Origin of the sequence: Tenacibaculum salmonis, assembly GCF_041053065.1 — a bacterium.
Classification (GTDB): domain Bacteria; phylum Bacteroidota; class Bacteroidia; order Flavobacteriales; family Flavobacteriaceae; genus Polaribacter; species Polaribacter pacificus_A.
The window spans coordinates 947,107-972,773 of the sequence record NZ_JBFCVV010000001.1; the positions used below are offsets into that span (position 1 = coordinate 947,107).

Consider the following 25,667-nt stretch of genomic DNA (forward strand, 5'->3'; position numbering starts at 1 on the left):
TCATTTAATAGAAATAGCATACTTTAGTTATTTTTTTAGTTTTCTATCTTATACATTTGCATTAATTTTTTTAAAATTATGACATTATACAACAAATTAGTAGATATAGGGGTTTCAAAAGTTACCTCTGTAAAAGAAAAAAAACGAGTAAGAGTTTTAAACCTTGCTACCTATATTTCTTCTATTGATGCGCTTTTCTTTTTATTCTTTGATTATTTTACAAATTCATTAAATAAGGAAAAAATAATCACACTACTTTTTGAAATAACAATTTATGTTTCTATTATCTTTTTTCAAAAGAAAGGATTTTCTAAAATATCCAGAATAATTTTTACATTGAGTGTTTTTTTAGTATTATTTTATCATTGTAATTATGCTTTTATAGGATTTTATGGCGAGTATCAATATATTGTAGTTCCGTTATTCACTCTTTTCTTTTTTGACAAAAAGTATATTCATTATGGTTCGTTACTTATTTCCATAGCCGCTTTTTATCTGCCTAATATGTATTGGAATTTATATCCTGAGCAATATTTTGGATACTTAAATGCTCTTATATTATTTCTAGGAGTTTTTCTAATTGTCAATTTTTTTAAAAGATTGAATAATAAGAATGAACAATTACTTGAAATTGAAAAAAATAAAGTTTTAGAAGATAAAATTCTCTTAGAAAAACAACAAATTGCTTTAAAAGAACTAGAACAATTTAAATCTCATTTTTTTGTAAACCTTTCTCATGAAATACGCACGCCTTTAACACTTATAAAAGGTTATTCTTCTCATATTGTTTTTAAAAATGAAGATACAGAGAATAAGCAAATGATGAAAAAAATACAAAATCAAACACAGTACATTCAAAATATTGTGGACAACATTTTAGATTTAAGTAAATTAGAAGAAAATAAATTAACTCTAAACAAAAAACCTGTTGACTTTTCGTTATTAATAACCAAGTTATATACAGATTATCAAATTTTATTTTATAAAAAAAACATTTCATTTACCGTTTCAAAGACACCTAATGTAAACATATTAATAGATGAAGAATTATTTACAAGTGCTTTAAATAACTTACTTCATAATGCCTTAAAATTCACTGATAAAAAAGGAAAAGTCATTATAAAAATAAGTTATGATACTACCTTGGTTATTGAAATTATTGATAATGGAATTGGTATTCCAGTGGAAGATATAGATAAAATTTTTACTCGATTTTTTCAATCTAAAAATCATATTACTAAAAGTCAAGGAAGTGGAATTGGACTATCTTTTACTAAAAACCTAATAGAAGCACATGAGTTTTTATTAGACGTAAAAAGTATTCCTGAAAAAGAAACTATTTTTAAAATAACCATTCCGAATACTTTTATTCAAAAAAACACAGAAGATAAAGAAATATTAACAATAGAAAACAACCAAAACACAACATATAATACAATCCCTTTAAAAATTACTCCAGAAAGCAAAAAATCTATTTTGATTGTAGAAGACAATGAAGATATGCGTGATTATTTAAAATTAGTTTTAAAAAAATATACTATAACCGAAGTAACCAACGGAAAAGAGGCTTTAGATATTTTAAAAACCGCTACTTTTAATACTATAATAACTGACTATATGATGCCAGTAATGGATGGACTTGAGCTTGTAAAAGCTGTGAAAAATCTTGGTTTAAAAACACCTATAGTCGTTATTACTGCACGATTAGACGATGTTGGTAAACTAAATATGCTTCGTTTAGGAATTGATGCCTATATAACCAAACCTTTTTTAGAAGAACAATTAAAAATTACCATAACACGTTCTATTGCTTTATATGACCAAATTAATAATCTTGAAGATAAAATTTCTCCCAAAGAAAAAATTTCTTTAGAAAATAACTCTCTTCTTTTTGATAAACAATTAAAAAGCTATATTTCTGATAATATTCAAAATAAAAATTTTGGCGTAGATGATTTAGCCGATTTAATGAACTTATCAAGAAGTAGTGTTTTTAGAAAAACAAAACTCATTTTAGGGCAAACTCCTAATGAGGTTATTAATGAAGCTCGACTTCAAAAAGCAAGAATTCTTTTAGATGAAAATCCTAATATTAGAAAAAAAGAACTTGCAGAAGCAATAGGTGTATATAATGCAACTTATTTTTACAAAAAATTAGAAGAACGTTTTTTAATAGTCCGTGATTAAATCAAGTAACAAATTCATCTTTATAAACTTTTAAATAAAGAGCCTGTTTTAAGTTTTATATAAAAAAACATAATACAGTTTTATTTTTAAACAGGCTCTAAATACCTTGCTATTTGTTTTTTCTTACCAAGAATAACCTAAAAAAACTAACATCCATCATTACAACAATTATCCTCTTTTACTAATTTACATGAAACAACGGCTAATAATGCGCCTAAAATAGGTGCTAAAATATACAGCCATAAATGTTCTAAATGTCCTGAAACTAAAGCGGGAGCAATAGAACGCACAGGGTTCATAGATGCTTTTGTCATAGGACCTGCAAACATTGCTTCTAACAAAACAACTCCTCCAATAGCAATACCTGCCATAATTCCGACTTCTTTACTTCCTGATGAAACATTGATAATTGTTAACATCAAAAAGAACGTTAGCAATATTTCTAAAATAAATGCTCGCCACGGTACTATTGATGGTATTGTTGCTCCGAAATATTCGCTTTCAGGAAATAAAATCCACAACATACAACTTGCTAACAACGCACCTATTAATTGTGCTAAAATATATTTTGGAACTTCTTTCCATGAAAACTTTTTAGCATAAGCAAAAGCTATTGTTACCGCAGGGTTAAAATGAGCTCCTGATATTTCTCCGAAAGAATATATCATTGCCATTACAATTAATCCCCAAGTTATAGCAACACCTGTGTGAGTTAAATCTGTTCCGCCCGTTATTTCATTGACGGTCATAGCTCCTGTTCCACAGAATATTAAGGCAAAAGTCCCTATTAATTCTGATATGTATTTTTTCTTCATTCTGCAAATATGAATAAAATATAATTGTTATTTTAACTTTTTATTTACATTTAACAATATAATGACTTTTACTTTTTATATAAAATAAGTAGGAAGCCTAGCCCCGATTGAAGCATCTGTTTGAGCTCTTTTTTTGATTTTTCTTCAAAAAAAAGCGAGTGCGGAAAGCGGGAAATTGCTTCTAAAAAAAATAAAATCAATTTTTCTTCTTTTAAAAATTTATAAGACTCCTTCAAAAAACAAATGTTAATTTTGCAAAATGAAAAAATCAATAGCCATTGTTGGTGGCGGTGCATCGGCACTATTTACTGCATCTTTTTTAGATACTTCTAAATTTGATGTTACTATTTATGAAAAGAAAAAATCGGTAGGAAGAAAATTTCTTGTTGCTGGTGATGGTGGATTTAATTTGAGTCATGGCGAAAGAATTGATTTAATGATTACAAGATATACACCATCTTCTTTTTTGAAAAATGCATTGTTAAATTTTTCAAATGATGATTTAAGAAAATGGCTTCTTAGTATCGAAATTCCAACATTTATTGGAAGTAGTAATCGTATATATCCTGAAAAAGGAATTAAACCGATTAGCGTTTTATCAAAAATAAAACAACTAAATATTGATAAAGGTGTTCAGTTTTTACATAATTACGAATGGAAAGGTTGGAATGCTAAAAATGAATTAATTTTTAATGATTCAACTATTATAAAAGCAGATTATACTATTTTTTCGATGGGTGGCGCTAGTTGGAAAATCACAGGTTCTGATGGAATTTGGGATACTTTTTTTTCAGATAAAAACATACAAACAACGCCTTTTTTACCTGCTAATTGTGCATATCAAATAAAATGGAAATCAGAATTTATTTTAAAAAACGAAGGGAATCCATTAAAAAACATAGCGCTTTCATGTTTAAATAAAACACAAAAAGGAGAACTCGTAATCACAAAATTTGGCTTAGAAGGAAATGCTATTTATGCTTTGAGTCCTGAAATACAATCGCTACTTTCTGAAGGCAAAAAAGCAACTGTTTATTTAGATTTAAAACCAATGTTTACTTTTGATGATATCTTAAAAAAAGTAACATCTTCCAATTATAGAACTACAGATATTCTTAAAAGAACTTTAAAATTAAGTCCGCCTCAAATTGAACTTTTAAAAACACTTTTAACAAAAGAAGAATATACAAATAAAGAAATTCTTGTTAAAAAAATAAAGGCTTTACCACTTATTATAGAAAATTCGGCACCATTAAATGAAGCAATTTCTACAACTGGTGGAATTTGCTTAAATGAAATCAACCAAAACTTTGAACTTAATAAACTTAAAAATACTTTTTGTATTGGCGAAATGCTTGATTGGAACGCTCCAACTGGTGGTTATTTATTGCAAGCCTGTTTTAGTATGGGAGTTTATGTTGCTAAACATTTAAATAAATAAGTGTTTTATTTTAAACTATTTCGCATTCTTACAATAAGATTTTTAAAACCTGTTTTTTGATACGCTTTTATAGCTCCATGATTATCGGCATACACTTCTAAACGAGATTCAAAGATATTTTTACTTTTAGCCCAAGTATGTAAAGCATCAATTACTAATCTATTAATTCCTTTTCCTCGATAAGTAGTATCTACAAACATAAATCCTAAATAAACAAAGGTATCGTGGTTAAGATACGGTTTTGCTTTTTCAATTCTGGCATAACCTGAACCAACGATTATTTCGATATTTTCTTCACTTTTATGAACAGCTACAACTACTTCAACATCATCGGCTAAAATCATTGCTTTAATATCATAATATGATATTTTTTCGTCTTTTAATGTGCAATCGTAAGGACGTTCAAAATTAACAATACCCTGTTCAAATTCTAAAAGAACAGGTAAATCGTCTAAAATCGCTTTTCTAGTTGTAATCATGTTGTTATTTTATTTAGCTGATTTTTGATAAAAAGAAGTATCTAATGATTTTTCACTTAATAAAGGCAATAAAAATTCCGTTGGTTCTTTTGCTGGTTCCGTTGGATTTCCTTTTGCATCTTTTTGATACCAAGTTATCGATTTTGGTAATAAAAAACCGTTCACCTTTTCCCAATCATTATATCGAATAAGTTTGATTTTATCTGAAGTAGTTTTACTGAAATAAGTAACAGTATATCCTAACCAACTCATTTTTTTAGTGATTTCATCATAATAAATATAATAATTATCATCAGATGAAAAACCTACATTTGATTTATACGATATTTTAAATCCTGGATATTTTTTTCCTTCAAACTCTAATGGAGCTGTTTCTGAATAAATTATTCCATCATCTGCCAATACATAAGGCATCGCATAGAAATAAAAATAAAGGTTATAATAAAATTTTGGATTTTCTTTGTAAACAGTTGTATCAGAAACCCAAACATCTTTACCATCGAAACCTAAAGAATAATCAGCAGAATTTATAACCGTTTTTCTTGAATGTAAATCCGTAGTATGTTCTTCTTTTTTTAACCCAAAGGATAAAGTATTCATCTTTTTCCAATTATCAATTCCTCCATGGGTATCAAAAACAGTAGCTAATTCACTAGGATATTTTGATATCTTTTTTTTATTTTCTGTTATATTATTTTCTTCTTTATTTTTAACTTCCTTTTTACAAGCAAAAGTAATAATAGTAATAATGATTAGTAAGGCTACTTTTTTCATTTTTAATTGTTATTTTATTAATTTTAATACAGTCGAATATTATTTGTAAACTTACACGCTATATTTTTAATTATTTAAAAAACACTTTTTAAATTTTTGCTTGATAAGTGTACAATTCAAAATACCTTCCTTTTTTTGCTATTAATTCATCATGTGTACCACGTTCAAGGATTGCTCCTGCTTCAATCACTAAAATTTGATTGGCTTGTTTTATTGTACTTAGTCTGTGCGCAATTACTATTGTTGTTCTGTCTTTTATCAATTCTGATAAACTTTTTTGAATCAATGCTTCACTTTCGGTATCTAAACTAGAAGTAGCTTCATCTAAAATAATAATCTTCGGATTTGCTAAAATAGCCCGAGCAATTGCCAAACGTTGACGCTGACCTCCTGAAAGTTTTACACCTCTTTCTCCGATTAATGTATTTAATCCGTCTTCAAATCTGTCTGTAAATTCATTTACATAAGCCGCTTTTACAGCATTTTGTAATTCTTCTTCTGAAGCATTTGGTCTTGGAAATAAAATATTATCTCTAATTGTTCCTTCAAATAAAAATTCTTCTTGTAAAACAACACCTAAATGTTTTCGGTAGCTACTTAATTTTACTTTTGATAAATCTTGATTATCAATCGTTATTTTTCCTGATATTGGATTTAAAAAAGTAGCCGATAAACCAGCAATTGTCGATTTTCCTGACCCCGAACTTCCAACCAAAGCCGTTACCGTTCCTGATGGCACTTGAAAACTAATATCTTTTAAAACTTCTTTTCCTGCTTCATAAGAAAAAGAAACATTATCAAAAACTAGTTCTCCTTTAATATCTTCTAATTGAATAACACGATTTTCATCGTCTTCTTCGGCTTCCATATTCATTAATTCTTCGGTTCTATCTAAACCCGCTAAAGCTTCTGTTAATTGACTTCCGATATTACTCATCTGTACAATTGGCGCAATCATAAAACCAAGTAAAAGCGTAAATGATAAAAAATCACCAACGGTTAATTCACCTGTCATAATTTTATAACCGCCAATTCCCATAATTCCTGTAGAAGCAATTCCTAGCAAAAATGCAGATGAACTTGTCATAATAGCTGTTGCCGTTAATCCTTTTTTTACGTTTTGGAATAAAAGAGCAACTCCTTTTTCAAAAGATTCGTTTTCTTGTGCTTCCGCATTAAAGGCTTTTATCACTCTAACACCGCCTAAAGTTTCGGTTAATCGTCCTTTTACTTCGGCATTAATTATACGCCTTTTCTTAAATATTGGTCGGATATATTTGAATGCTTTTAAAGCAACAACTCCAAATACTGCAACAGGAATCAATACAAATATTGTCATCGATAAACTTATTCTGATTAACAAAATCATCGAAATTACAGCCGTTATAGTTCCACCGACTAATTGTACCAATCCTGTTCCTATTAAATTACGAACGCCTTCTACATCACTCATAATTCGAGAAACTAAAGCACCTGATTTTGTATTATCAAAAAAACTGATTGGTAAAGACAGTACTTTCTTTTGGACTTTTGCTCTTAATTCTGATATCAAATATTGAGCCTGTACGCTTAAAATTCGAGTTAATAAAAAGGATGTAACAGATTGTACTAAAATTGCAATTCCGACAATCAATAGCAATTCGTATAATTGATTATAATTTTTATTAGGAATAACATAATCTAATAATTCCTTACTTTTCCATGGTAAAACTAAACTTGCTAATCGGCTTAAAACAATTAATATCAAACCGATAAAAACTAAATTTCGTTTTGGCCAAATAATAGTTTTAAAAGCCGTAGCCATTGTAACCTTTGTTTTCTTTTTAAGGTTTTTTTTTGAAGATATTTTATGTTGATGTTGCATATTGTTTTTTGAAGATATAAATAGCATTGTCAAATTACATGCCATCGAATAATACTATGACATAATAACAAAACCTTCTAAAACCTCAACTTATTATTTAAAATAACTTGAGATTCTAGAAGGTTAAAAATATATTTTTTATATGAATTTTATTTCAATTTAATCAATCGCAACTTATCTAAAATAATCATGATACAATACGTAACATCTACTTCATGCCATCTTACGCCACCAAAATTTGCACGCCCTCCGTTTGCATGGTGATTGTTATGATAACCCTCGCCCATCATTAAAAAATCAAAAGGAAATAAATTTTTAGATGTATCGCTAACTTTAAAGTTTACGTAACCGTAAATATGAGCAAACCAATTAATAATAACTCCGTGTATTGGTGCCATCAAAAAAGCAACAGGCAAAAATAACCATTGCCACCAAGCAGTTGCAAAAAATGCGAAAAACACTACATATAAAGCTCCCCAAGTTAATCTAGAGAATTTAGAACTTGCAAAGTCATCAAAGCTTTTCCATTGTGGTACGTTTTTGGTGAATTTAGGTTCAACTTCAATTCTTTGATTATTTATATCTTGATATACGTTTTTAGTACGCCACATCATTTTAAATAAATTACTATCGTATTTAGGCGAATGCGGGTCTTTCTCTGTATCAGCATACGCATGATGCATTCTGTGCATAACTCCATAACCATACGCACTTAAATAATTTGAACCTTGAAAAAGCCAAGTAAGTACGAAACATACTTTTTCAGCAAACTTAGACATTGTAAATGTTTGATGCGCCGCATATCTATGTAAAAAGAATGTTTGAAAAAACAATCCTGAATACCATAAAAAAATAATAAAAACTACTATTGTCATTCTTGATAATTTAGATTACAAAGAACTAAATTTTATGACATAAAAAAAATGAACCTAAGTTAAGTAATTCGTCGTCTAATACGGCTTAAAGCCTGAGCTGTTACGCCAATATAAGAAGCAATATATTTTAGCGGAATTTCTTTTATTAAGTTAGGACGTTCATCAAATAACTTTAAATAACGTTCTTCGGCTGTTTCATTTAATAACGATTGTTCTCTTTTCGATTTTATCAAATATAAACGCTCTGAAGATAATCTTCCTAAAGCATTTCCAATACTTGTTTGATTATATACCTCTTGTAAATCATCATAAGTCATACGCCACATTTCTACATCAGTAAGCGTTTCTAATTCGTATAATGATGGTGATTTTGTTAAAAAAGAATCATAAGCACTTACAAACTCATTACTAAAACAAAATCCGAAAGTAATTTCTTTTTCTTTACTTTCTTTTGGGATAAAAAAACGTACAATCCCTTTATCTAGAAATGAAATATGATTTTCTACTTCACCTAAATTTAAAAGTTTTGTACGTTTCTTTACTTTTATTAGTGTTAATCTAGATGTAAAAAATTGCCAATCACTATCATTAATTGTTAGTGATTTTTCTAGATAGGTTCTAATATTTACAATACTCATTTTACGTTACAATCTATTATCAATAATACTTTGCACAACTTCAGGATTTAATAACGTAGAAACATCACCTAAATTATCTAACTCATTATGTGCAATTTTTCGCAAGATACGACGCATTATTTTACCTGATCGTGTTTTAGGTAAACCTATTGTAAATTGTACTTTATTCAATTTTGCAATAGGTCCAATATGTTCGGTTATAATTTGATTGATTTCTTTTCGTAAATTATCATGATCTCTTCCTTCTCCAACATCTTTTAAAATAACATATCCATATAAAGCGTTTCCTTTTACATCATGTGGAAAACCAACAATAGCACTTTCTGCTACCGCAGGATGTTCATTTACGGCATCTTCAATCGGTGCAGTTCCTAAGTTATGCCCCGAAACAATAATTACATCATCTACTCTACCTGTAATTCTGTAATACCCAACCTCATCACGCAAAGCACCATCTCCTGTAAAATATTTATTTTCAAAAGCTGAAAAATAGGTTTCTTTATAACGTTGATGATTTCCCCAAATAGTTCTTGCCATACTTGGCCAAGGATATTTTATACACAAACGTCCATCAACTTGATTTCCTTTTATTTCTGCACCATTTTCATCCATTAAAGCTAATTGAATTCCTGGTAATGGTAAGGTTGCATACGTTGGTTTTGTTGGTGTAATATATGGTAATGGCGAAATCATCATTCCACCTGTTTCTGTTTGCCACCAAGTATCAACAATAGGACTTTTTTTCTTTCCTACATTATCATTATACCAATGCCAAGCTTCTTCATTTATAGGTTCACCAACTGTTCCTAATACTTTTAATGATGATAAATTATATTTATCTACAAAATCTAACTTTTCTTTTGCTAACGCTCTAATTGCTGTTGGAGCGGTATAAAATTGATTAATTTTATGTTTTTCTATGATTTCCCAAAAACGACCAAAATCAGGATAACTCGGTACGCCTTCAAATAATACGGTAGTTGCGCCATTTGCTAACGGACCATATACAATATAACTGTGTCCTGTAATCCAACCGATATCGGCTGTACACCAATACACATCATTTTCTTTATAATTGAATACATTTTTAAAAGTATAAGCTGTATAAACCATGTATCCAGCAGTCGTGTGTAACATTCCTTTTGGACTACCTGTAGAACCTGAAGTATATAAAATAAATAAAGGATCTTCTGCATCCATTATTTCTGGTTCACAAATTTCAGAAGCTTCATCTAATAAAGGTTGTAACCATTTATCACGACCTTCTTTCATTTCAATAGTTGTGTGTGTTCTTTTTACAACTAAAGTAGTATTTATACATTCACAATCGTTTAATGCTTCATCTACAATTCCTTTTAAATCGATTGTTTTTGTACCACGAAAAGAACCATCAGAAGTAATAACCATTTTAGCTTCACAATCATTTATCCTTGTTGATAAAGCTGTTGATGAAAATCCTGCAAAAACTACCGAATGTACTGCCCCTATTCTGGCACAAGCTAATACCGAAATTGCTAATTCAGGAATCATAGGTAGATAGATACAAACTCTATCACCTTTTTTAATTCCATTATCTTTTAAAACGTTGGCTAATTTACAAACTCGTTTATGTAATTCTTTATATGAAATATGCTCAGCTTCATCATTAGGATTATTTGGTTCAAATAATATTGCCGTTTTATCTCCTCTTATCTGTAAATGTCTATCGATACAATTTTCTGTAATATTTAATTTAGCACCTTTAAACCATTCTATTTTAGGTGTGTTAAAATCAAAATTTAAAATCGTATCCCATTTTTTTCTCCAGATAAAGTGTTCTTCAGCTATTTCTTCCCAAAATAATTCAGGAGTAGCAACAGACTTACGGTACACTTGAAAATATTCTTCTAAATTTTTAATATGATAACTACTCATAATTTTTTTATTTTTTAAAAATATGGGTTTTTAATAAAAAAAGCTAACACTTTTACAATGTTAGCTTTAATTCTTAATTAACAGTAAAAAAAAGGGGGACTTATATACTAGTATTAAGCATTTTAAATACTTAACACAAGTAAAATCATTTTATTAACACTAAACCAAAATTACACTCAAAAGAATAACTATTACCAAACAATACTATTAAATAATTGAACGATATTAGTCTATGCTAAATGAAAAATAAAAAAATGATGTCGCTAAAACATAAAAATGGCAAAACAAAAAAAGTAATTACATTTATTGATAATAAAACTATCTACAATTCTGAATATGCAGAGTTAAATATTTTTAAAACATATGAAACCACAAAAAATGTATTTTTAAATTTTGATAATACAGTTATTGCAAGTATGATTTCCGGTACAATGACAATGCATTTCGATAAAATAAAACCATTTTCGTTTATTACAGGAGAAACATTAATAATCCCGGAAGAAAACAATGTAAATATTGACATCCTAGAAGCTTCATCTACTAACCCTACAACCTATTCTGGGTTAGTTATTAGTCAAAGTAAAATAAATGAAGTTGTTTATCAGTTTAATGAAAATACTGTTATTGAAAGAGAAAATAATAATTGGAATTTAAAAAAAAATGCTTCACATCTAAATAATGATACTGAAATAAATATACTTGTTAATAAACTAACAAACACATTTATTCAAAATACAAAGTCTAAAAATGCATTATTAGATTTAATGATTCAAGAATTAATTATTCGTTTACTTCAAAGTAAAGCACGAAAACTAATTTTAAAAAATGTTAATGATGGTTTTAATGATACTCGTATAAGCTATGCTATTAAATATATTAAAGAAAACTTAACAAAAAATGATTTAAGTTTAGATAAAATTTCTGAAAAAGCTTGTATGAGTAAATCTCATTTTTTTAAAAAATTTAAAAGTACTTTAGGCATTACTCCTATTGATTATATAAATTCTGAAAAAATTAAATTTGCTAAACAACTAATTAAAAATAATCCTAATCAAAATATTTCTGATATTGCTTATAAAACAGGTTTTAATAATGTTACATATTTTAATAGGATTTTCAAAAAAAAGGAGTTAATAACACCTCAACAATTTAAAATATCTTTGAAAGAAATAATTTGATATACTCATTAATGTTTTTAATTGAAACCTTTTTTATTAACTGGCAATTAATACTCGTATTTTACTGTATCGCTATACTATATTCTTCTGTTGGTTTTGGAGGAGGCTCTAGTTACTTAGCGGTACTTGCACTTACTGGAATTGCCTATTCTCAAATACGAGCAACATCGTTACTTTGTAACATTGTTGTTGTGTTTAGTAATATTTTATTCTTTCAAAAAGAAAAATTAATTGACTGGAAGAAAATAACTCCTTTAGTTTTATCTAGTGTTCCATTAGCTTTTTTTGGTGGATTTCTTAAAATTAATCAAGTATTTTTTTTTATTATTTTAGGAATCACATTGTTAATAGCAGCAATTACTATGTGGTTTTCTGAAAAAAGTATCATTTCTAAAAAACAACATAATAAAGTAAATATTTATAAAAATGCTAGTTATGGAGGAGGTATTGGTTTTATTTCTGGAATAGTTGGTATTGGCGGAGGCATTTTTTTAGCTCCTTTATTACATTTATCAAACTGGGACTCTTCTAAAAAAATTGCAGCAACCGCTAGTGTTTTTATATTAGTAAACTCTATTGCCGGATTATTTGGTCAATATTTTAATACTAATTTTATAATTGACTGGAAATTAACTTCTACTTTATTAATTACTGTAGCTATTGGAGGACAAATAGGAAGACGTATGAGTAATAAATTACTTACACGTATTCAATTAAAAAAGGCAACTGCTATTTTGATTGCCTTTGTTGCCATAAAAATATTATGGAATTATATCTAAAAAAAAAGGAACCTTTAAGGTTCCTTTTTCTATTTTTCATCTTATTATTAAGAATTTACAAAAGTTTCCATATAACTATATTTTGAAGCTAATTTTCCTTCTGATGTGGTAAAAGTTGCTTTTTTTAGAATATCATCTTTATCTCCATATACTAATAAAGGTACTATTTGCTCAATTAAAAGTTTTCCAAAACCTTGAGAAGCATCTACAGGTAATTCGCAAGGCAAATTATCTACTGCCATAACAGATATATTATTTTCATTAGAATATTTCTCAACTTCTTTTCCTGTTATTCTATCATAATCATATACAGGGTCTGCAATAGTAGAAGGTCTTAATGTTGATGGTACTGCACATGCAATATCACAACTAATATCTGCAATTACTCTTATTTTAAAATCTTCTGAAGCAGCTTGTTCTTTTGTAAAAAATACAGGTGATGAATTATCCCAATAATGCCCAGCTATAAATAAATCTGATACCTCAGTAAACCTTTTAAAAGTCGATTTATACGCTGTTCCATTTTCAAAAAAGTGATTGAAATCAAAATCAGCTCCATCTTTTCGTTCTGTATATTCATCTGCATCAATCCAGCAATATACAGCTTCGTTAAATGTTTGAGTTAAATATTCATCAGTAGCTACTTTTCTTATTTTTGCAGCTTCTAAAATTTCATTAGCTCCTTTTGCAACTCTTCCTGAACCTGTTAAAACAATTTTAACTTTATTTAATTGCAACAACTTTAATTGTGCTATCATATCTTGTAAATCGGTACAAGAAGTTGCTGGTTTTAATTGATAATTTCGAGTTCGTTCACCAAATGTTTTTAAACCATTATACGCTCCAACAATACCTGCATACCTACCAAAACCTATAATTCTTGCCCCATTTGGCTGAACTAAACATTCATAATCTGTATGTGTTATTTTTTTTTCTAAAATAGCCTTTATTAGTTTTTTATTATAAGGCTGTAATTTATGTGTATGCGAAAAGAAAAAGTATCTTTTATTCGGAATTAAATTTTGTACAGGTACTTCTTTTACTCCAAAAATAATATCACAATCCGATAAATCTTCTTGTAAAATAACACCTTTAGCAACATATTCTTCATCTTTAAAACAACGAATTTCACTAGGTTGTACGACCACTTTTACCGTTGAATAAGTAGTTATGATTTCAGCTACTTGTTCTGGTGTAAAAGGTACTCTTCTATCTGGTGGTGTTTTTTCTTCTCTTAATATTCCTATTTTTATATTCATATAAATTAAGCTAAAACAGTTTCTTTTTCGATAAATTGAATTCCATACTCCTCTAATTCGTTAAGAATTGGTTCGTATATTTCTTTTACGTTTGGCACTTGAACTCCTGTTAAAGAAATATTTCCGTTTAAAATATTTTTAACAGCAATTGCAGTAGGTAAGCCAACAGTTTTAGACATTGCTGTATGTTCGTTTCCTTCACCAATATATACCATAGAAGAAGTTATTTCTCTCGATTCTCCATTTAATATATATTTAAAGTAATGATGCATTACTAACATATCCTTATCTCCTTCTTCTAAACTCATTTTAGCAACCATTGCTTGTTCTAATACCTGAGCAGCAGTTTTATCTTCTCCTCCTATAATAGCATCAGTAAAAATTTCTAACCATTCAATTTTAGCAAATGAAATTTCAGAAATTTCTTTATTTAATACTGATTCTATTCTTTGTTTCCAAGAACCCTCTTTATTTACAAATTGTGCTGTAAAATCAGCAAAAGTAGTATCTTTTACATTGTATTTTTTCTCGTCATCAGTAAAACCTAATTGTAATAAGATATTCCAAGCATCTGTATATCCTTCATTTCTTAGGGTTGCTCTATATAAATTAGAAATACCTTCTAAGCCATAAATTTCTTTATAAATTACAGAGTCTCTATTTCCATATGCATCAAACTTACCATAGTTTAACACCTCAACTTGTTCTGTATTTTCATATAAATTAGAATAAGTATAAGTAGTTTCTTTACCTTCTTCTAAAAAAAATGCTCCAGCAGTACCTGCCATTACTACATTTCTAGGATTCCAAGTAAATTTATATTTCCAAGGATTATTATCATATCCTGGAGCCATTAACCCTCCACAGTACGATTTAAATGTATCTATAGTTCCTCCTTGATTTTTTATTGAATCTATAATTTTCATTGCAGACATATGGTCAATTCCTGGGTCTACTCCTACTTCATTCATAAAAATAATTCCAGCATCTTTAACCTTTTCATCTAAAGCAAGTATTTCTGGCGAAACATAAGAAGCTGTTACTAAGTTTTTATTAGCTGATAAACAATCATTAGCAATTAACATATGTAAGGCTGCAGGTAACATTGATATCACTATATCAGCATCAGCAATCCATTTTCTTCTTCCTTCTGCATCATTTACTACATCTAAACCAATGGCTTCCCCAAAAGGATGCTTATTTATTTTAGCTTCTGCTGTAGCTTTTGTTCTAGAAGCTATTTGTAATTTCCAATGCTGTGCTTGAGCATTATCTAATAAATATTTAATAAGTGTTGTGGCAGATAATCCTGCTCCAAACATTAGTATTTTTTTCATTTATTTTAATTTTATAGCACAAACGTAACATTACATTTAACTTAATTTAAAAAAAACAGCGTAATTCACAGAAAACTGTTTTTTGTCTTATTTTAAACATTTGTAAAATTCCAATAATTTTAAGGTTATTAGTTATAGAAAATTAAACATATAACAAACAAAAGCAACCGATACACTGGTTGCTTTTATTTGTTATAAAATTACATTTTTATTCTAATAAGTTTCATCTGTTAATGTATTCATAAAATCAATAATCTGAGATATTTCTTTCTTTGATAAACTTAAACTATCAAAAGGTAATGTTTGATATTCAGTATCAAAACCTAAACCTGCTCCACCACCTTTATTATAAAAATCCATAACTTCTTCTAAAGTTTTATAAACACCATTGTGCATATATGGCGCTGTTTTAGCTATATTTCTAACAGTAGGTGTTTTAAAAAAGTGTTTACGTTCTGGAGTTTTATATAAAGCATAACGCCCTAAATCCGTAGAAATTTTAGGATTAATACTATCCGTAGATTCTGGAACACCTATAAACTCAAGCTCTGTATCATTATAATTAGGAGGAACTGTTCCATTAAATACAGGTGCAAAATGACAACTTGCACACAATGCTTTTCCCATAAATAAATTAAAACCTTGCTTTTCATCTGCTGTTAAGGTTTCCTCTTCTCCTCTTATATTTTTATCAAATTTTGAATCAAACGTATTTAAAGTTCTTATGTAAGAAGCTATTGCATGACGAATATTAAAATCAACTCTTTTATTTCCATATAAATTAGCTAATGATTTTTTATACTCTTTATTCTTATATACACGCTGTACAACAGAATCCATAGACATATTAAATTCATTATGATTCTCTACAACTCCAACAACCTGACCTTCTAAACTACCAGCTCTGGCATCCATAAAAAAACTTCTTTGATAAGCTGCATAAGTTAATGTTGGGCTATTTCTTGTTTGATTTTCATCAAAATTTTTTCTACCATCAGTAAAAGCTAAATCTTTAATATGACAAGTTGCACAAGCCATATCGTAATTTTTAGAAAGAGATGTATCATTAAATAATTGCTTACCAAAAACTATTTTTTCAGCTAGTTTAGTGGTATCATTTAAATGATCAGAAAAATAATTTATATTTAATGTTTTATCAGAAAATAACGTTGACATATTATTTGATAATGCCATTTCAAAAGGATATTTAACTTCCCAATCTTTTTGAATTTCAAGTAATATTTTTAACTGAGGATTTGTATGATTTTTTATAAAACTAAATCTATCAAAAGTATCAAAATCATGATTTAAAGATTTTTGAGCATTTTTTACAGCAACTTCAAATTTATTAAATAATGCTTTTGATGTAAACTTGTTTTCATTTAATTTGATAATATCAAGAAGGGTTTCATAAGTATATGAACTTTCAACTAATGATTGATTTAAAACTGGAGAATCAAAACCAGTAATACCCGCTGTAGCTACTCTAGTAATTTGATCTCTTATTAACCACATTACATGATATCCTTTTAACTTAAGTGTTACATTTTTTTTAATTAATTTCAATCGATTACTAGTAACATTTATGGCTCTTTTTAATACAATAAAATCGCTATCATCATCATAAATAGTTTCTTCTATTACTTGAAATCCTATCGGATTTATAACTCGAGTATCATTTGTAGTTTCACCATGAACACCTATAATATTAGGTGCATTTAATGATTTGTAATTATCTTTATCTGAAAAAGCTAAAATTGGTTCAGCTAATTTGAAATATTTACGAGCTAAAATATAATATTGTTGTTGTTCTTTAATTGTTTTTCCTTCCATGCTATCTAAATTCTCAATAGCTTTTGAAAGATGATTAATATATTGTTTTTTAACATCCTCAGAAAACTGAGCAACAGAAGAATATTTTGCTTGTTTTTGAGTACACGATACTACCAAAAGCAAAAGACATACACAAAGGTATGTCTTAGCTTGACTGAAAAAGTCTTTCATTTTTTTTATCTTTCTAATCCTGTAATTAAGTGTAAAACAGAACCTTCTTTTCTATTGTTTAAATCAGTATTTGCTTTTGGGTCTGTAAATGAAGTTCCATCAGCAGGTTCCCATCCATGGTTTTGAGTCATCACTAAAAATGAATTTTTACCATTATTTACAATATCAGTAACATCAATCATACCTGTAATTTCCCAATTTTTTGCAGTATTTCCGTAACCTAAAGTTGCTGCTCTATCTTGATCACATTCTAAAACAGTTTTTAAAGCTCCTGTAGATAAGTTATATTGATATAATTTAGAATATCCAATAATATTAGCATTTACATCAGCATATCCGTTAGGATCTTCTTGAATATATGCATAATTTTCAGTAACTAAAATATTATCAGGAGAGTGAAAACCATCAGCTTTTCCACCAACAATATCTCCATCTAATACACAAGTAATTTTAGCTGTACCTGTTGGGTCATTTTCATTTAAAACCACTTTATATATACGACCTAAAATAGAACCTTTACCAACTAAACCTGGTTTATTACGACCTGTTACTGCAAAATAAATTTCTCTATTATTAGCAGCAGAACCTCTTCTCCAGTCAATATCTTCTAATCTAGAGAACCCCATAACACCTTTAGTTTTACATTCAGTATCTAAAGCTGTAATTTCTTTTTCTTCTAACTCAACAAACTCAGCAGTATACTCAGTTCCTTCAGCCATATCTACTTCATAAGTTATTCCAGGAGCTGTAACTTTTAAACCATATAATTTTCCACCACTTAAATCACCTCTATTACCAACATACATTCCTAATTGACCTGAAGGAACTTCATTATTTGAGTTATCATCTCCAATAAAAGCAACTGTTTTATCAGCATACGCATCTTTACCAATAACTACAGCATTTTCAGTAGACCATTGCCCCATTGCTGTTAACATTTCTCCAGTACTTGCTGTCTCTGCAGATTTATAAGGATCAGTTACAAAAACACCTTTTGATGCTCCACCCCATTCACCACCTGATAAATATAAAGGTCCAAAACCATGTTCTTCTGGAGAAATCATAGAACCAGAACATTGTGCTGTTTCACCTGTTGCTGTTGCATTTAAAATATATTCTGCTGATACTGGTCTTAAATTTTTATTTAATTTAATTCTAGCAATAGAATAATCAGCTTCAATATTATTAATTAAAGTAAAAGTACCATCTGCTTCTGGTAATAAACCAGCACCATCTGCCATAGAACCATATACAAAATCAGGAGAACTAGGTATAATATCTTCTGATGATAATAATGGTGTAATTTTTAAGTCTGTAAAATCACTAGTTACTTTTAAAAAGTTTGGAGTTTTAGAAGCAGTTAAATAAACTGAAGCATCAGATCCATTAGTTCCATCTGTACCGTTAGTTCCATCAACTCCATCAATACCATTAGTTCCATCTACAGCATCTTCACAAGAAGTCAAGGTTGTTAAACTAATTGAAATTGTCAATAAAGCTAATACGCTTAATTTTAAGTTTTTCATTATAAGTAATATTTAAGGTTTTTTTGATTGGTCAAATTAAAGGCGCGTTTGTAAAACTTATAGCCTCCTAATTTTAACAACACATCATTAAAATGTAAACTTTATTAAGAGAACTTAAATAATTAGATTTGGTCTTAATAAGTAAGCTTATCTTTACTATCTTCATTTAGAAACACTTCTTGCTTCAATTCTTTATTAATATATTTGACAACATAAAATCAATTAACTTTAAATTATTATGCTAGGAATCATTTTTACTTTATTAATGCTAATCTTATTACAAGCCGTTTTAGGATTTGATAATTTACTATATATTTCTTTAGAATCTAAAAAAGCACCGCAAGCCGATCAAAAAAGGGTTCGAAAAGTCGGTATTTTAATCGCTATTATTTTAAGAATTGTATTACTTTTTGTTTTAGTATCTATTATTGATTTCTTTCAAGATCCTTTTTCTTTTTTAACAGGAGGTATTAAAGATATTGTACATTTTGCTTTTAACGGGCACAGTATTATTGTTTTACTTGGTGGTGGATTTATACTTTACACAGCAATAAAAGAAATATGGCATATGATTGGAAGCAATGATTTATCTCATGATATTGAAGGTGGAAAAAGTGCTAAATCATCAAATGCTGTTATTACAAGTATTGTTATTATGAATTTAGTTTTTTCTTTTGATTCTATTTTAGCTGCAATCGGACTTACTAGCGAAATTGAAAACTCAACAACAGCATTTATTGTTATGGCAATTGCTATTGTTATAAGCGGATTATTAATGTTAGTTTTAGCTGATAAAATTTCTACATTTTTAGCAAAAAATCGTATGTACGAAGTTTTAGGATTATTTATTCTTTTTATAGTAGGAATTATGTTAGTTACCGAAGGTGGACATTTAGCTCATTTAAAATTATTTGGAAACGAAATTGTACCGATGAGTAAAACAACTTTCTATTTTGTATTAGCTATTTTAATTATTGTAGATGTTGTTCAAGGACGTTATCAGAAAAAAATATTAGCAGAAAACACTGTAAATATTCCTAATGATAAAAAATAATTTTAAAATATACCCATAAAAAAAGGCAATCATATAATGATTGCCTTTTTTATTTTTCAAGAAGTTTTTTTTGCTGATTTCTAACCTAACCAAGCATTTAACATCCATATTGTTTTTTCTTGCTCCGCGATAAAATCACTCATCATTGAATTTGTTCCTTCATCATTTGCGTCATCTGCGATAGCTAAAATAGTTCGCTCTATTTTCAATAATTCTGATAATGAATTTACCACTAATTCGACTGCTTTTTCATCATTAGAAATATTTTTACCAACAACAACAGTTGATAATCTTGAATAATCTTCAAAAGTATGTAAAGGTGTTCCTTGTAAGGTTAAAATTCTTTCGGCGATTAAATCAACTTTTTCTTGAGAATCTGTATATAATTCTTCAAATTTAACGTGTAATTCAAAAAAACTTTTTCCTTTAATATTCCAATGCAAACCTCTTACATTTTGATAATACACTTGAAAATTAGCCAATAATATATTTAATTCTTTTGCCAATTTTATTGACTTTTTGGTATCTAATCCTAAAACTGTTGTTTTCATAATCTTCTTTTTAAGTACTGTTATTTACTACTTCAAAAGTAAGTTCAAATAATTGCCAAAAACTATAAGTGTTATTGATACTTTTAATATCTTTATCAAAAAAACTGATACAATGACAATAACACAGTTAAAATACACTCTTGCTGTAGCTAAATATAAAAACTTTACAGTAGCAGCTGAAAATTGTTTTGTTACACAGCCTACTTTAAGTATGCAAATACAAAAATTAGAAGATGAATTAGAGGCTAAAATATTTAATCGTTCAAAAAAACCAATCGAATTAACAGAGGTTGGTCTAAAAATTATAGAACAAGCAAAAGTTATTGTAGATGAAAGTAGTCGTATTAAAGACATCGTACATCAAGAAAAAGGTTTTGTAGGTGGCGAGTTTAAACTTGGAATTATACCTACCGTAATGCCTACATTATTACCGATGTTCTTAAAAACCTTTGGAAAAAATTATCCAAAAGTTAAATTAATTATTGAAGAATTAACTACAGAAGAAATCATCAGAAAATTAACTGATGGACATATTGATGCTGCTTTAGCCGCTACACCTTTAGAAAATGAAGCAATAAAAGAACGTGTTTTATACTACGAACCTTTTGTTGGTTTGATACCTAATGAACATCGATTATTTAATAAAAAGAAAATTAAAATTGATGATTTAGATGTTGATGATATTTTACTTCTTGAAGATGGACATTGTTTTAAAAATAGCATTATTAATTTATGTAGAGCTAATAAAAAAAATTGTGCTAATAATTTTCAATTAGAAAGTGGAAGTTTCGATACGCTTATAAAATTATCAAAAGACGGCTTAGGAATGACTTTATTACCTTATTTAAATACGCTCGATTTAAATGATGCTGATAAAAAAAATTTAAGAGAATTTGAAACACCTCCACCTGCAAGAGAAGTGAGTTTAATTTATCATAAATCGCAACTTAAAATGCAATTAATTGAAGCCTTGAAAAAAACAATAGATAGCGTAATAAGAGGCGCAATTGCTTTTAATGATGTTCAAATAATTAGTCCGATACAAAAAATGTAAAAAACTATAAATCAAAAAAAATCCCGCAAATAATTGCGGGATTTTTTTATTTAGAATTTATATTCTGATAAAGCTTTTGGAAACTTTTCTGGATTTGCAGCTAAATGATATCTAGGATCATCAACAGCTTCTTCAATAACTCCTGTAAAAATCGGATTTGCTTTATATAATAAAACTTTACAATCTTCGCTTAAATGCTTTAAGGTTACTTTTTTGTTTACTGCTTTATATTTTTCTACCAAATTAACAATTGCTTCAATAGCTGAATGATCTGAAATTCTTGATTCTACAAAATCAATTTCAATAACTTCAGGATCATTTTTGATATCAAATTTCTCGTTAAATTCTGTAATACTTCCGAAGAATAAAGGTCCCCAAATTTCATATATTTTAGTTCCGTCTGCTTTTACACGTTTTCTGGCTCTAATTTTTTTAGCACTTGACCAAGCAAATGATAATGCCGAAATAATAACACCTACAAAAACGGCAATTGCTAAATCAAAAAATACCGTTACCGCAGAAACAATAATTAAAACAAAAGCATCCGAAGCTGGAATTTTTTTCATAATTCTAAAACTAGACCATGCAAAAGTTTCAATAACCATCATAAACATTACTCCTACTAAGGCAGCAATTGGCACTTGTTCAATATATTTATCAGCAAATAAAATAAAAGTTAATAACGTTAACGACATCATTACTCCTGATAAACGCCCACGTCCACCAGCATTGATATTAATAACCGTTTGCCCAATCATACCGCAACCTCCAGTACCACCAAATAAACCACTTACCATATTTCCAGCACCTTGTGCGATACATTCTTTATTTCCGTTTCCTCTAGTATCGGTTAATTCATCGACTAAATTCATGGTCATTAAGGTTTCAATTAAACCAACCGAAGCCGCTAAAAATGCATACGGTGCTATAAATTTTAAAGTTTCTAAATTGAAAGGTAAATTACTCCAAAGTTCAAATACGTTTAATTTTTTTGATAATTCATCAAAACCATTTAAACCAGCTCCACCACCATCTCTAATAAAATCACCTACATTAATTGATTGAATTCCTCCAAAAATAACAATACAAGAAACGATTAAAATAGCGGTTAATGCTGCGGGTATTTTTGTGGTGATTTTTGGTAATCCCCAAACGATAAGCATTGTTAATAAAACCAAACCTATCATTATATAAAGTTTTTCGCCTTGCATAGTCGATTTTACAACGCCAGTATCTTTAACTGAATAAAAACCATCTTCGTTTACATTAAAGACTACTTTTTTAGTTATTGGATTAAAAACCTGTCCATCAGAAATAACAAAAGCTTCTTTAGCTGTTTGGTTATTTATTACTGATTTATCATTAATCGTATATAAAACAGTTCCTGATAAAACATCTTTTACTTCATTATTATTTACGTTATAAACTAATTCTTTAGATGTTGTTTCACGCTTATTTTGTCCAAAAAAATCTTTGGTATTTTCTTTGAACATACCTAATTGTGCCATAAAAATAACAATAGCCAATCCGTTTACAAACCCCATCATTACAGGATGTGGTATCAACCGTACAAACTTACCGAGCTTAAATAGTCCTGCAAAGACTTGTATTATTCCCATTAAAACCACGGCGGCGAGTAAATAAAAGTATCCCATATTTTCAACAGGTTCATCAAATAGAAGTCCTTTTGCGTGTCCTTCTTGAATCATATGTACAAAAATAACCGCTACAGCACCTGCTGCACCTGAAATTAAACCTGGTCTTCCACCAAAAACAGCAGATATTATTCCGACTACAAAAGCTCCAAACAATGCTACAATAGGGCTAATTTGCGCAACAAAAGCAAAAGCCACCACTTCGGGTATCATTGCTAAAGAAACTGTTATACCTGCAAGGGTATCGTCTTTAATGTTAAGTTTCTTATTCTTAAGGTATTTCATCATAATTATATCCGTTTTGCTAAAAGGTGGCAAATGTAAAGATAATTTTATTCATATAGTTTTATGTTTGTTCAACTTTAATTTTGCTCACTTAATTTTTTACTTTATTTTTGAACATTCAACTATCAAACCAATTTGGTAGCAAATTATGAGCAGGAAAACACTACTTACTTCAAAAGAAATTGAAATCATTCTGCATCGATTAGCCTGTCAGTTAATCGAAAATCATAATGATTTTTCTAATACTGTTTTAATAGGTCTTCAACCAAGAGGTACTTATTTAGCAAAACGATTAGCAAAATTATTAACAGATGAATATCAAATTAAAAATTTACAATTAGGTCTTTTAGATATTACTTTTTATAGAGATGACTTTCGAAGAAGAGATGCACCTTTAGAGGCTACATCTACCGAAATCGATTTTTTAATTGAAGATAAAAAAGTAGTTATAATTGATGACGTACTCTATTCAGGACGAAGTGTGCGAAGTGCTTTAACAGCTCTTCAATCATACGGAAGACCAGAAAATATTGAGTTACTCGTATTAATTGACCGTCGTTTTAGCCGTCATTTACCTATCCAACCTAATTATAGAGGAAGACAAGTAGATGCAATTAACGAAGAAACAGTAATTGTTAATTGGCAAGAAACTCATAAAAAAGACAGAATTTACTTAGAAACCAAGCCTACTAAGCTTGATTAGCTATGATTATAAAACAAAACGAAGATGAAGCAGTTAAGTGTTGAGAATTTATTAGGTATCAAATACCTTAACAAAACAGATTTAGAACTTATTTTTGAAACTGCTTCTCATTTTAAAGAAGTTATAAATAGACCGATTAAAAAAGTTCCTTCTTTACGAGATATTACGATTGCTAATTTATTTTTTGAAAATAGTACCCGTACAAAATTATCATTCGAATTAGCAGAAAAACGTTTATCTGCTGATGTCATTAATTTTTCAGCAGGACAATCATCAGTAAAAAAAGGAGAAACACTAATTGACACCGTAAACAATATTTTAGCCATGAAGGTTGATATTGTTGTTATGCGTCATGCGAGTGTTGGAGCAGGTATATTTTTATCAAGACATGTAGATGCTAAAATTATTAATGCTGGTGATGGAACTCATGAACATCCAACACAGGCATTGTTAGATAGTTTTTCGATGCGAGAAGCTTTAAACAGTAATTTAAAAGGTAAAAAAATTGTTATTGTTGGTGATGTTTTACACTCACGAGTAGCACTTTCAAATATATTCGCTTTACAATTACAAGGTGCTGAAGTTAAAGTTTGTGGACCAACTACATTAATTCCTAGATATATTACAAGTTTAGGAGTTGAAGTTGAAACCGATTTAAAGAAAGCTTTAGAGTGGTGTGATGTTGCCAATGTTTTACGTGTACAACACGAACGAATGGATATTAAATATTTCCCATCAACAAGAGAATATACACAGCTTTTTGGTATTAATAGAGAAATTTTAGACGGACTTAACAAGGAAATTGTGATTATGCACCCAGGTCCTATAAACAGAGGTGTTGAACTAACAAGTGATGTTGCTGATAGTAAACAATCTATTATTTTAAATCAAGTTGAAAATGGTGTTGCTGTACGTATGGCAGTTATGTACTTATTAGCACAACAGATAAAAAGATAAGCATGAAAATAGCAAATAAAAATAACTATACTTTAATTAGTTCTGAAGAAAAAAACTTTCAAAATTTCTTCTTAACTTTTGAAAAAGAACATTTTAACTATAATAAAAAACACGTTATTGTTGAAGTTTTAGGTGATTTTTGTGCTTCAAAAGAAAATATTTCGTTATTTTTGGAATATGCTGATAAGCATCAAGAAAATGGCACATCTTTTGTTATTATAGTAAAAGATGTAAACATTGATGATTTTCCAGAAACATTTAATATTGTTCCAACATTGGTTGAAGCTGAAGATGTTTTAGACATGGAAAATATGCAGCGTGATTTAGGTTTTTAACCT

At 28.7% G+C, this 25,667-nt stretch carries 22 protein-coding genes; 9 read left to right on the plus strand and 13 right to left on the minus strand.

Annotated features, from left to right (window positions below; all coding sequences use genetic code 11):
• Window positions 1–78 precede the first annotated feature (78 nt).
• Window positions 79–2,187 (plus strand): response regulator, encoded by a 2,109-nt coding sequence (locus tag AB0T67_RS03975; RefSeq protein WP_369219242.1) that lies wholly within the window; start codon window positions 79–81, stop codon window positions 2,185–2,187.
• A 146-nt stretch (window positions 2,188–2,333) separates the two neighbouring features.
• On the opposite strand, the gene AB0T67_RS03980 is transcribed toward AB0T67_RS03975, so the two are convergent.
• Entirely contained in the window at window positions 2,334–3,002 is a 669-nt protein-coding gene (locus AB0T67_RS03980; protein ID WP_369219243.1) for an MIP/aquaporin family protein, read from the minus strand.
• A gap of 259 nt (window positions 3,003–3,261) precedes the next feature.
• Here AB0T67_RS03980 and AB0T67_RS03985 point away from each other — a divergent pair, with 259 nt between their 5' ends.
• Complete coding sequence (locus AB0T67_RS03985) at window positions 3,262–4,443, plus strand: BaiN/RdsA family NAD(P)/FAD-dependent oxidoreductase (protein ID WP_369219244.1); 1,182 nt, start codon at window positions 3,262–3,264, stop codon at window positions 4,441–4,443.
• Window positions 4,444–4,448: 5 nt separating this feature from the next.
• Here the strand turns inward: AB0T67_RS03985 and AB0T67_RS03990 are convergent, their stop codons facing one another.
• The 6 genes from AB0T67_RS03990 to acs all read right to left on the minus strand — a co-directional run bounded on the left by AB0T67_RS03990 (window position 4,449) and on the right by acs (window position 10,990).
• Window positions 4,449–4,922, minus strand: coding sequence for a GNAT family N-acetyltransferase (locus AB0T67_RS03990; RefSeq protein WP_369219245.1), 474 nt, complete (start codon window positions 4,920–4,922; stop codon window positions 4,449–4,451).
• Window positions 4,923–4,931: 9 nt separating this feature from the next.
• The gene (locus AB0T67_RS03995) at window positions 4,932–5,696 is read right to left on the minus strand and encodes a hypothetical protein (protein ID WP_369219246.1); all 765 of its coding nucleotides are present in this window, start codon (window positions 5,694–5,696) and stop codon (window positions 4,932–4,934) included.
• 88 nt (window positions 5,697–5,784) lie between these two features.
• Window positions 5,785–7,560, minus strand: coding sequence for an ABC transporter ATP-binding protein (locus AB0T67_RS04000; protein WP_369219247.1), 1,776 nt, complete (start codon window positions 7,558–7,560; stop codon window positions 5,785–5,787).
• Between the two features lie 149 nt (window positions 7,561–7,709).
• Window positions 7,710–8,435: an acyl-CoA desaturase gene (locus AB0T67_RS04005; protein WP_369219248.1), complete on the minus strand. Its 726-nt coding sequence runs from the start codon at window positions 8,433–8,435 to the stop codon at window positions 7,710–7,712.
• Window positions 8,436–8,494: 59 nt separating this feature from the next.
• The gene (locus tag AB0T67_RS04010) at window positions 8,495–9,067 is read right to left on the minus strand and encodes a Crp/Fnr family transcriptional regulator (RefSeq protein ID WP_271232126.1); all 573 of its coding nucleotides are present in this window, start codon (window positions 9,065–9,067) and stop codon (window positions 8,495–8,497) included.
• Window positions 9,068–9,079: 12 nt separating this feature from the next.
• Window positions 9,080–10,990, minus strand: a complete 1,911-nt coding sequence (gene acs, locus AB0T67_RS04015) for an acetate--CoA ligase (protein WP_369220488.1) — start codon at window positions 10,988–10,990, stop codon at window positions 9,080–9,082.
• Window positions 10,991–11,226: 236 nt separating this feature from the next.
• Between acs and AB0T67_RS04020 the strand changes: the two genes are divergently transcribed.
• Both AB0T67_RS04020 and AB0T67_RS04025 read left to right on the plus strand, forming a co-directional pair.
• A complete protein-coding gene (locus AB0T67_RS04020; RefSeq protein WP_369219249.1) occupies window positions 11,227–12,165 on the plus strand; it encodes a helix-turn-helix transcriptional regulator in 939 nt (312 codons plus the stop codon).
• Window positions 12,162–12,944 carry a sulfite exporter TauE/SafE family protein gene (locus AB0T67_RS04025; RefSeq protein WP_369219250.1) on the plus strand — a complete coding sequence of 261 codons (783 nt, stop codon included), beginning with the start codon at window positions 12,162–12,164 and terminating at the stop codon, window positions 12,942–12,944. Before AB0T67_RS04020 ends, AB0T67_RS04025 begins: the two co-directional genes overlap by 4 nt.
• Before the next feature lie 47 nt (window positions 12,945–12,991).
• Here AB0T67_RS04025 and AB0T67_RS04030 read toward each other — a convergent pair whose 3' ends face one another.
• The 4 genes from AB0T67_RS04030 to AB0T67_RS04045 all read right to left on the minus strand — a co-directional run bounded on the left by AB0T67_RS04030 (window position 12,992) and on the right by AB0T67_RS04045 (window position 19,070).
• The gene (locus AB0T67_RS04030; RefSeq protein WP_369219251.1) at window positions 12,992–14,203 is read right to left on the minus strand and encodes an NAD(P)-dependent oxidoreductase; all 1,212 of its coding nucleotides are present in this window, start codon (window positions 14,201–14,203) and stop codon (window positions 12,992–12,994) included.
• Between the two features lie 5 nt (window positions 14,204–14,208).
• Window positions 14,209–15,540, minus strand: a complete 1,332-nt coding sequence (locus AB0T67_RS04035; RefSeq protein WP_271231686.1) for a saccharopine dehydrogenase C-terminal domain-containing protein — start codon at window positions 15,538–15,540, stop codon at window positions 14,209–14,211.
• A 213-nt stretch (window positions 15,541–15,753) separates the two neighbouring features.
• A complete protein-coding gene (locus AB0T67_RS04040) occupies window positions 15,754–17,544 on the minus strand; it encodes a cytochrome-c peroxidase (protein WP_369219252.1) in 1,791 nt (596 codons plus the stop codon).
• Between the two features lie 5 nt (window positions 17,545–17,549).
• The gene (locus AB0T67_RS04045) at window positions 17,550–19,070 is read right to left on the minus strand and encodes a PhoX family protein (protein ID WP_369219253.1); all 1,521 of its coding nucleotides are present in this window, start codon (window positions 19,068–19,070) and stop codon (window positions 17,550–17,552) included.
• Window positions 19,071–19,308: 238 nt separating this feature from the next.
• On the opposite strand from AB0T67_RS04045, the gene AB0T67_RS04050 reads away from it, so the two are divergent.
• A complete protein-coding gene (locus AB0T67_RS04050; protein ID WP_369219254.1) occupies window positions 19,309–20,124 on the plus strand; it encodes a TerC family protein in 816 nt (271 codons plus the stop codon).
• An 80-nt stretch (window positions 20,125–20,204) separates the two neighbouring features.
• Here AB0T67_RS04050 and AB0T67_RS04055 read toward each other — a convergent pair whose 3' ends face one another.
• Window positions 20,205–20,675: a Dps family protein gene (locus tag AB0T67_RS04055; RefSeq protein WP_369219255.1), complete on the minus strand. Its 471-nt coding sequence runs from the start codon at window positions 20,673–20,675 to the stop codon at window positions 20,205–20,207.
• 112 nt (window positions 20,676–20,787) lie between these two features.
• Here AB0T67_RS04055 and AB0T67_RS04060 point away from each other — a divergent pair, with 112 nt between their 5' ends.
• Entirely contained in the window at window positions 20,788–21,729 is a 942-nt protein-coding gene (locus AB0T67_RS04060; RefSeq protein WP_369220489.1) for a LysR family transcriptional regulator, read from the plus strand.
• Between the two features lie 50 nt (window positions 21,730–21,779).
• Here the strand turns inward: AB0T67_RS04060 and AB0T67_RS04065 are convergent, their stop codons facing one another.
• Window positions 21,780–23,672, minus strand: coding sequence for a SulP family inorganic anion transporter (locus tag AB0T67_RS04065; protein ID WP_369219256.1), 1,893 nt, complete (start codon window positions 23,670–23,672; stop codon window positions 21,780–21,782).
• Window positions 23,673–23,817: 145 nt separating this feature from the next.
• Between AB0T67_RS04065 and pyrR the strand changes: the two genes are divergently transcribed.
• Genes pyrR through AB0T67_RS04080 form a run of 3 tightly spaced genes read left to right on the plus strand, consistent with a single transcriptional unit; the run spans window position 23,818 to window position 25,664 of the window.
• A complete protein-coding gene (pyrR, locus tag AB0T67_RS04070; protein WP_271231679.1) occupies window positions 23,818–24,372 on the plus strand; it encodes a bifunctional pyr operon transcriptional regulator/uracil phosphoribosyltransferase PyrR in 555 nt (184 codons plus the stop codon).
• Window positions 24,373–24,396: 24 nt separating this feature from the next.
• Window positions 24,397–25,329 (plus strand): aspartate carbamoyltransferase catalytic subunit, encoded by a 933-nt coding sequence (locus AB0T67_RS04075; protein WP_271231678.1) that lies wholly within the window; start codon window positions 24,397–24,399, stop codon window positions 25,327–25,329.
• A gap of 2 nt (window positions 25,330–25,331) precedes the next feature.
• Entirely contained in the window at window positions 25,332–25,664 is a 333-nt protein-coding gene (locus AB0T67_RS04080; protein ID WP_369219257.1) for a hypothetical protein, read from the plus strand.
• The last annotated feature ends 3 nt before the right edge of the window (window positions 25,665–25,667 follow it).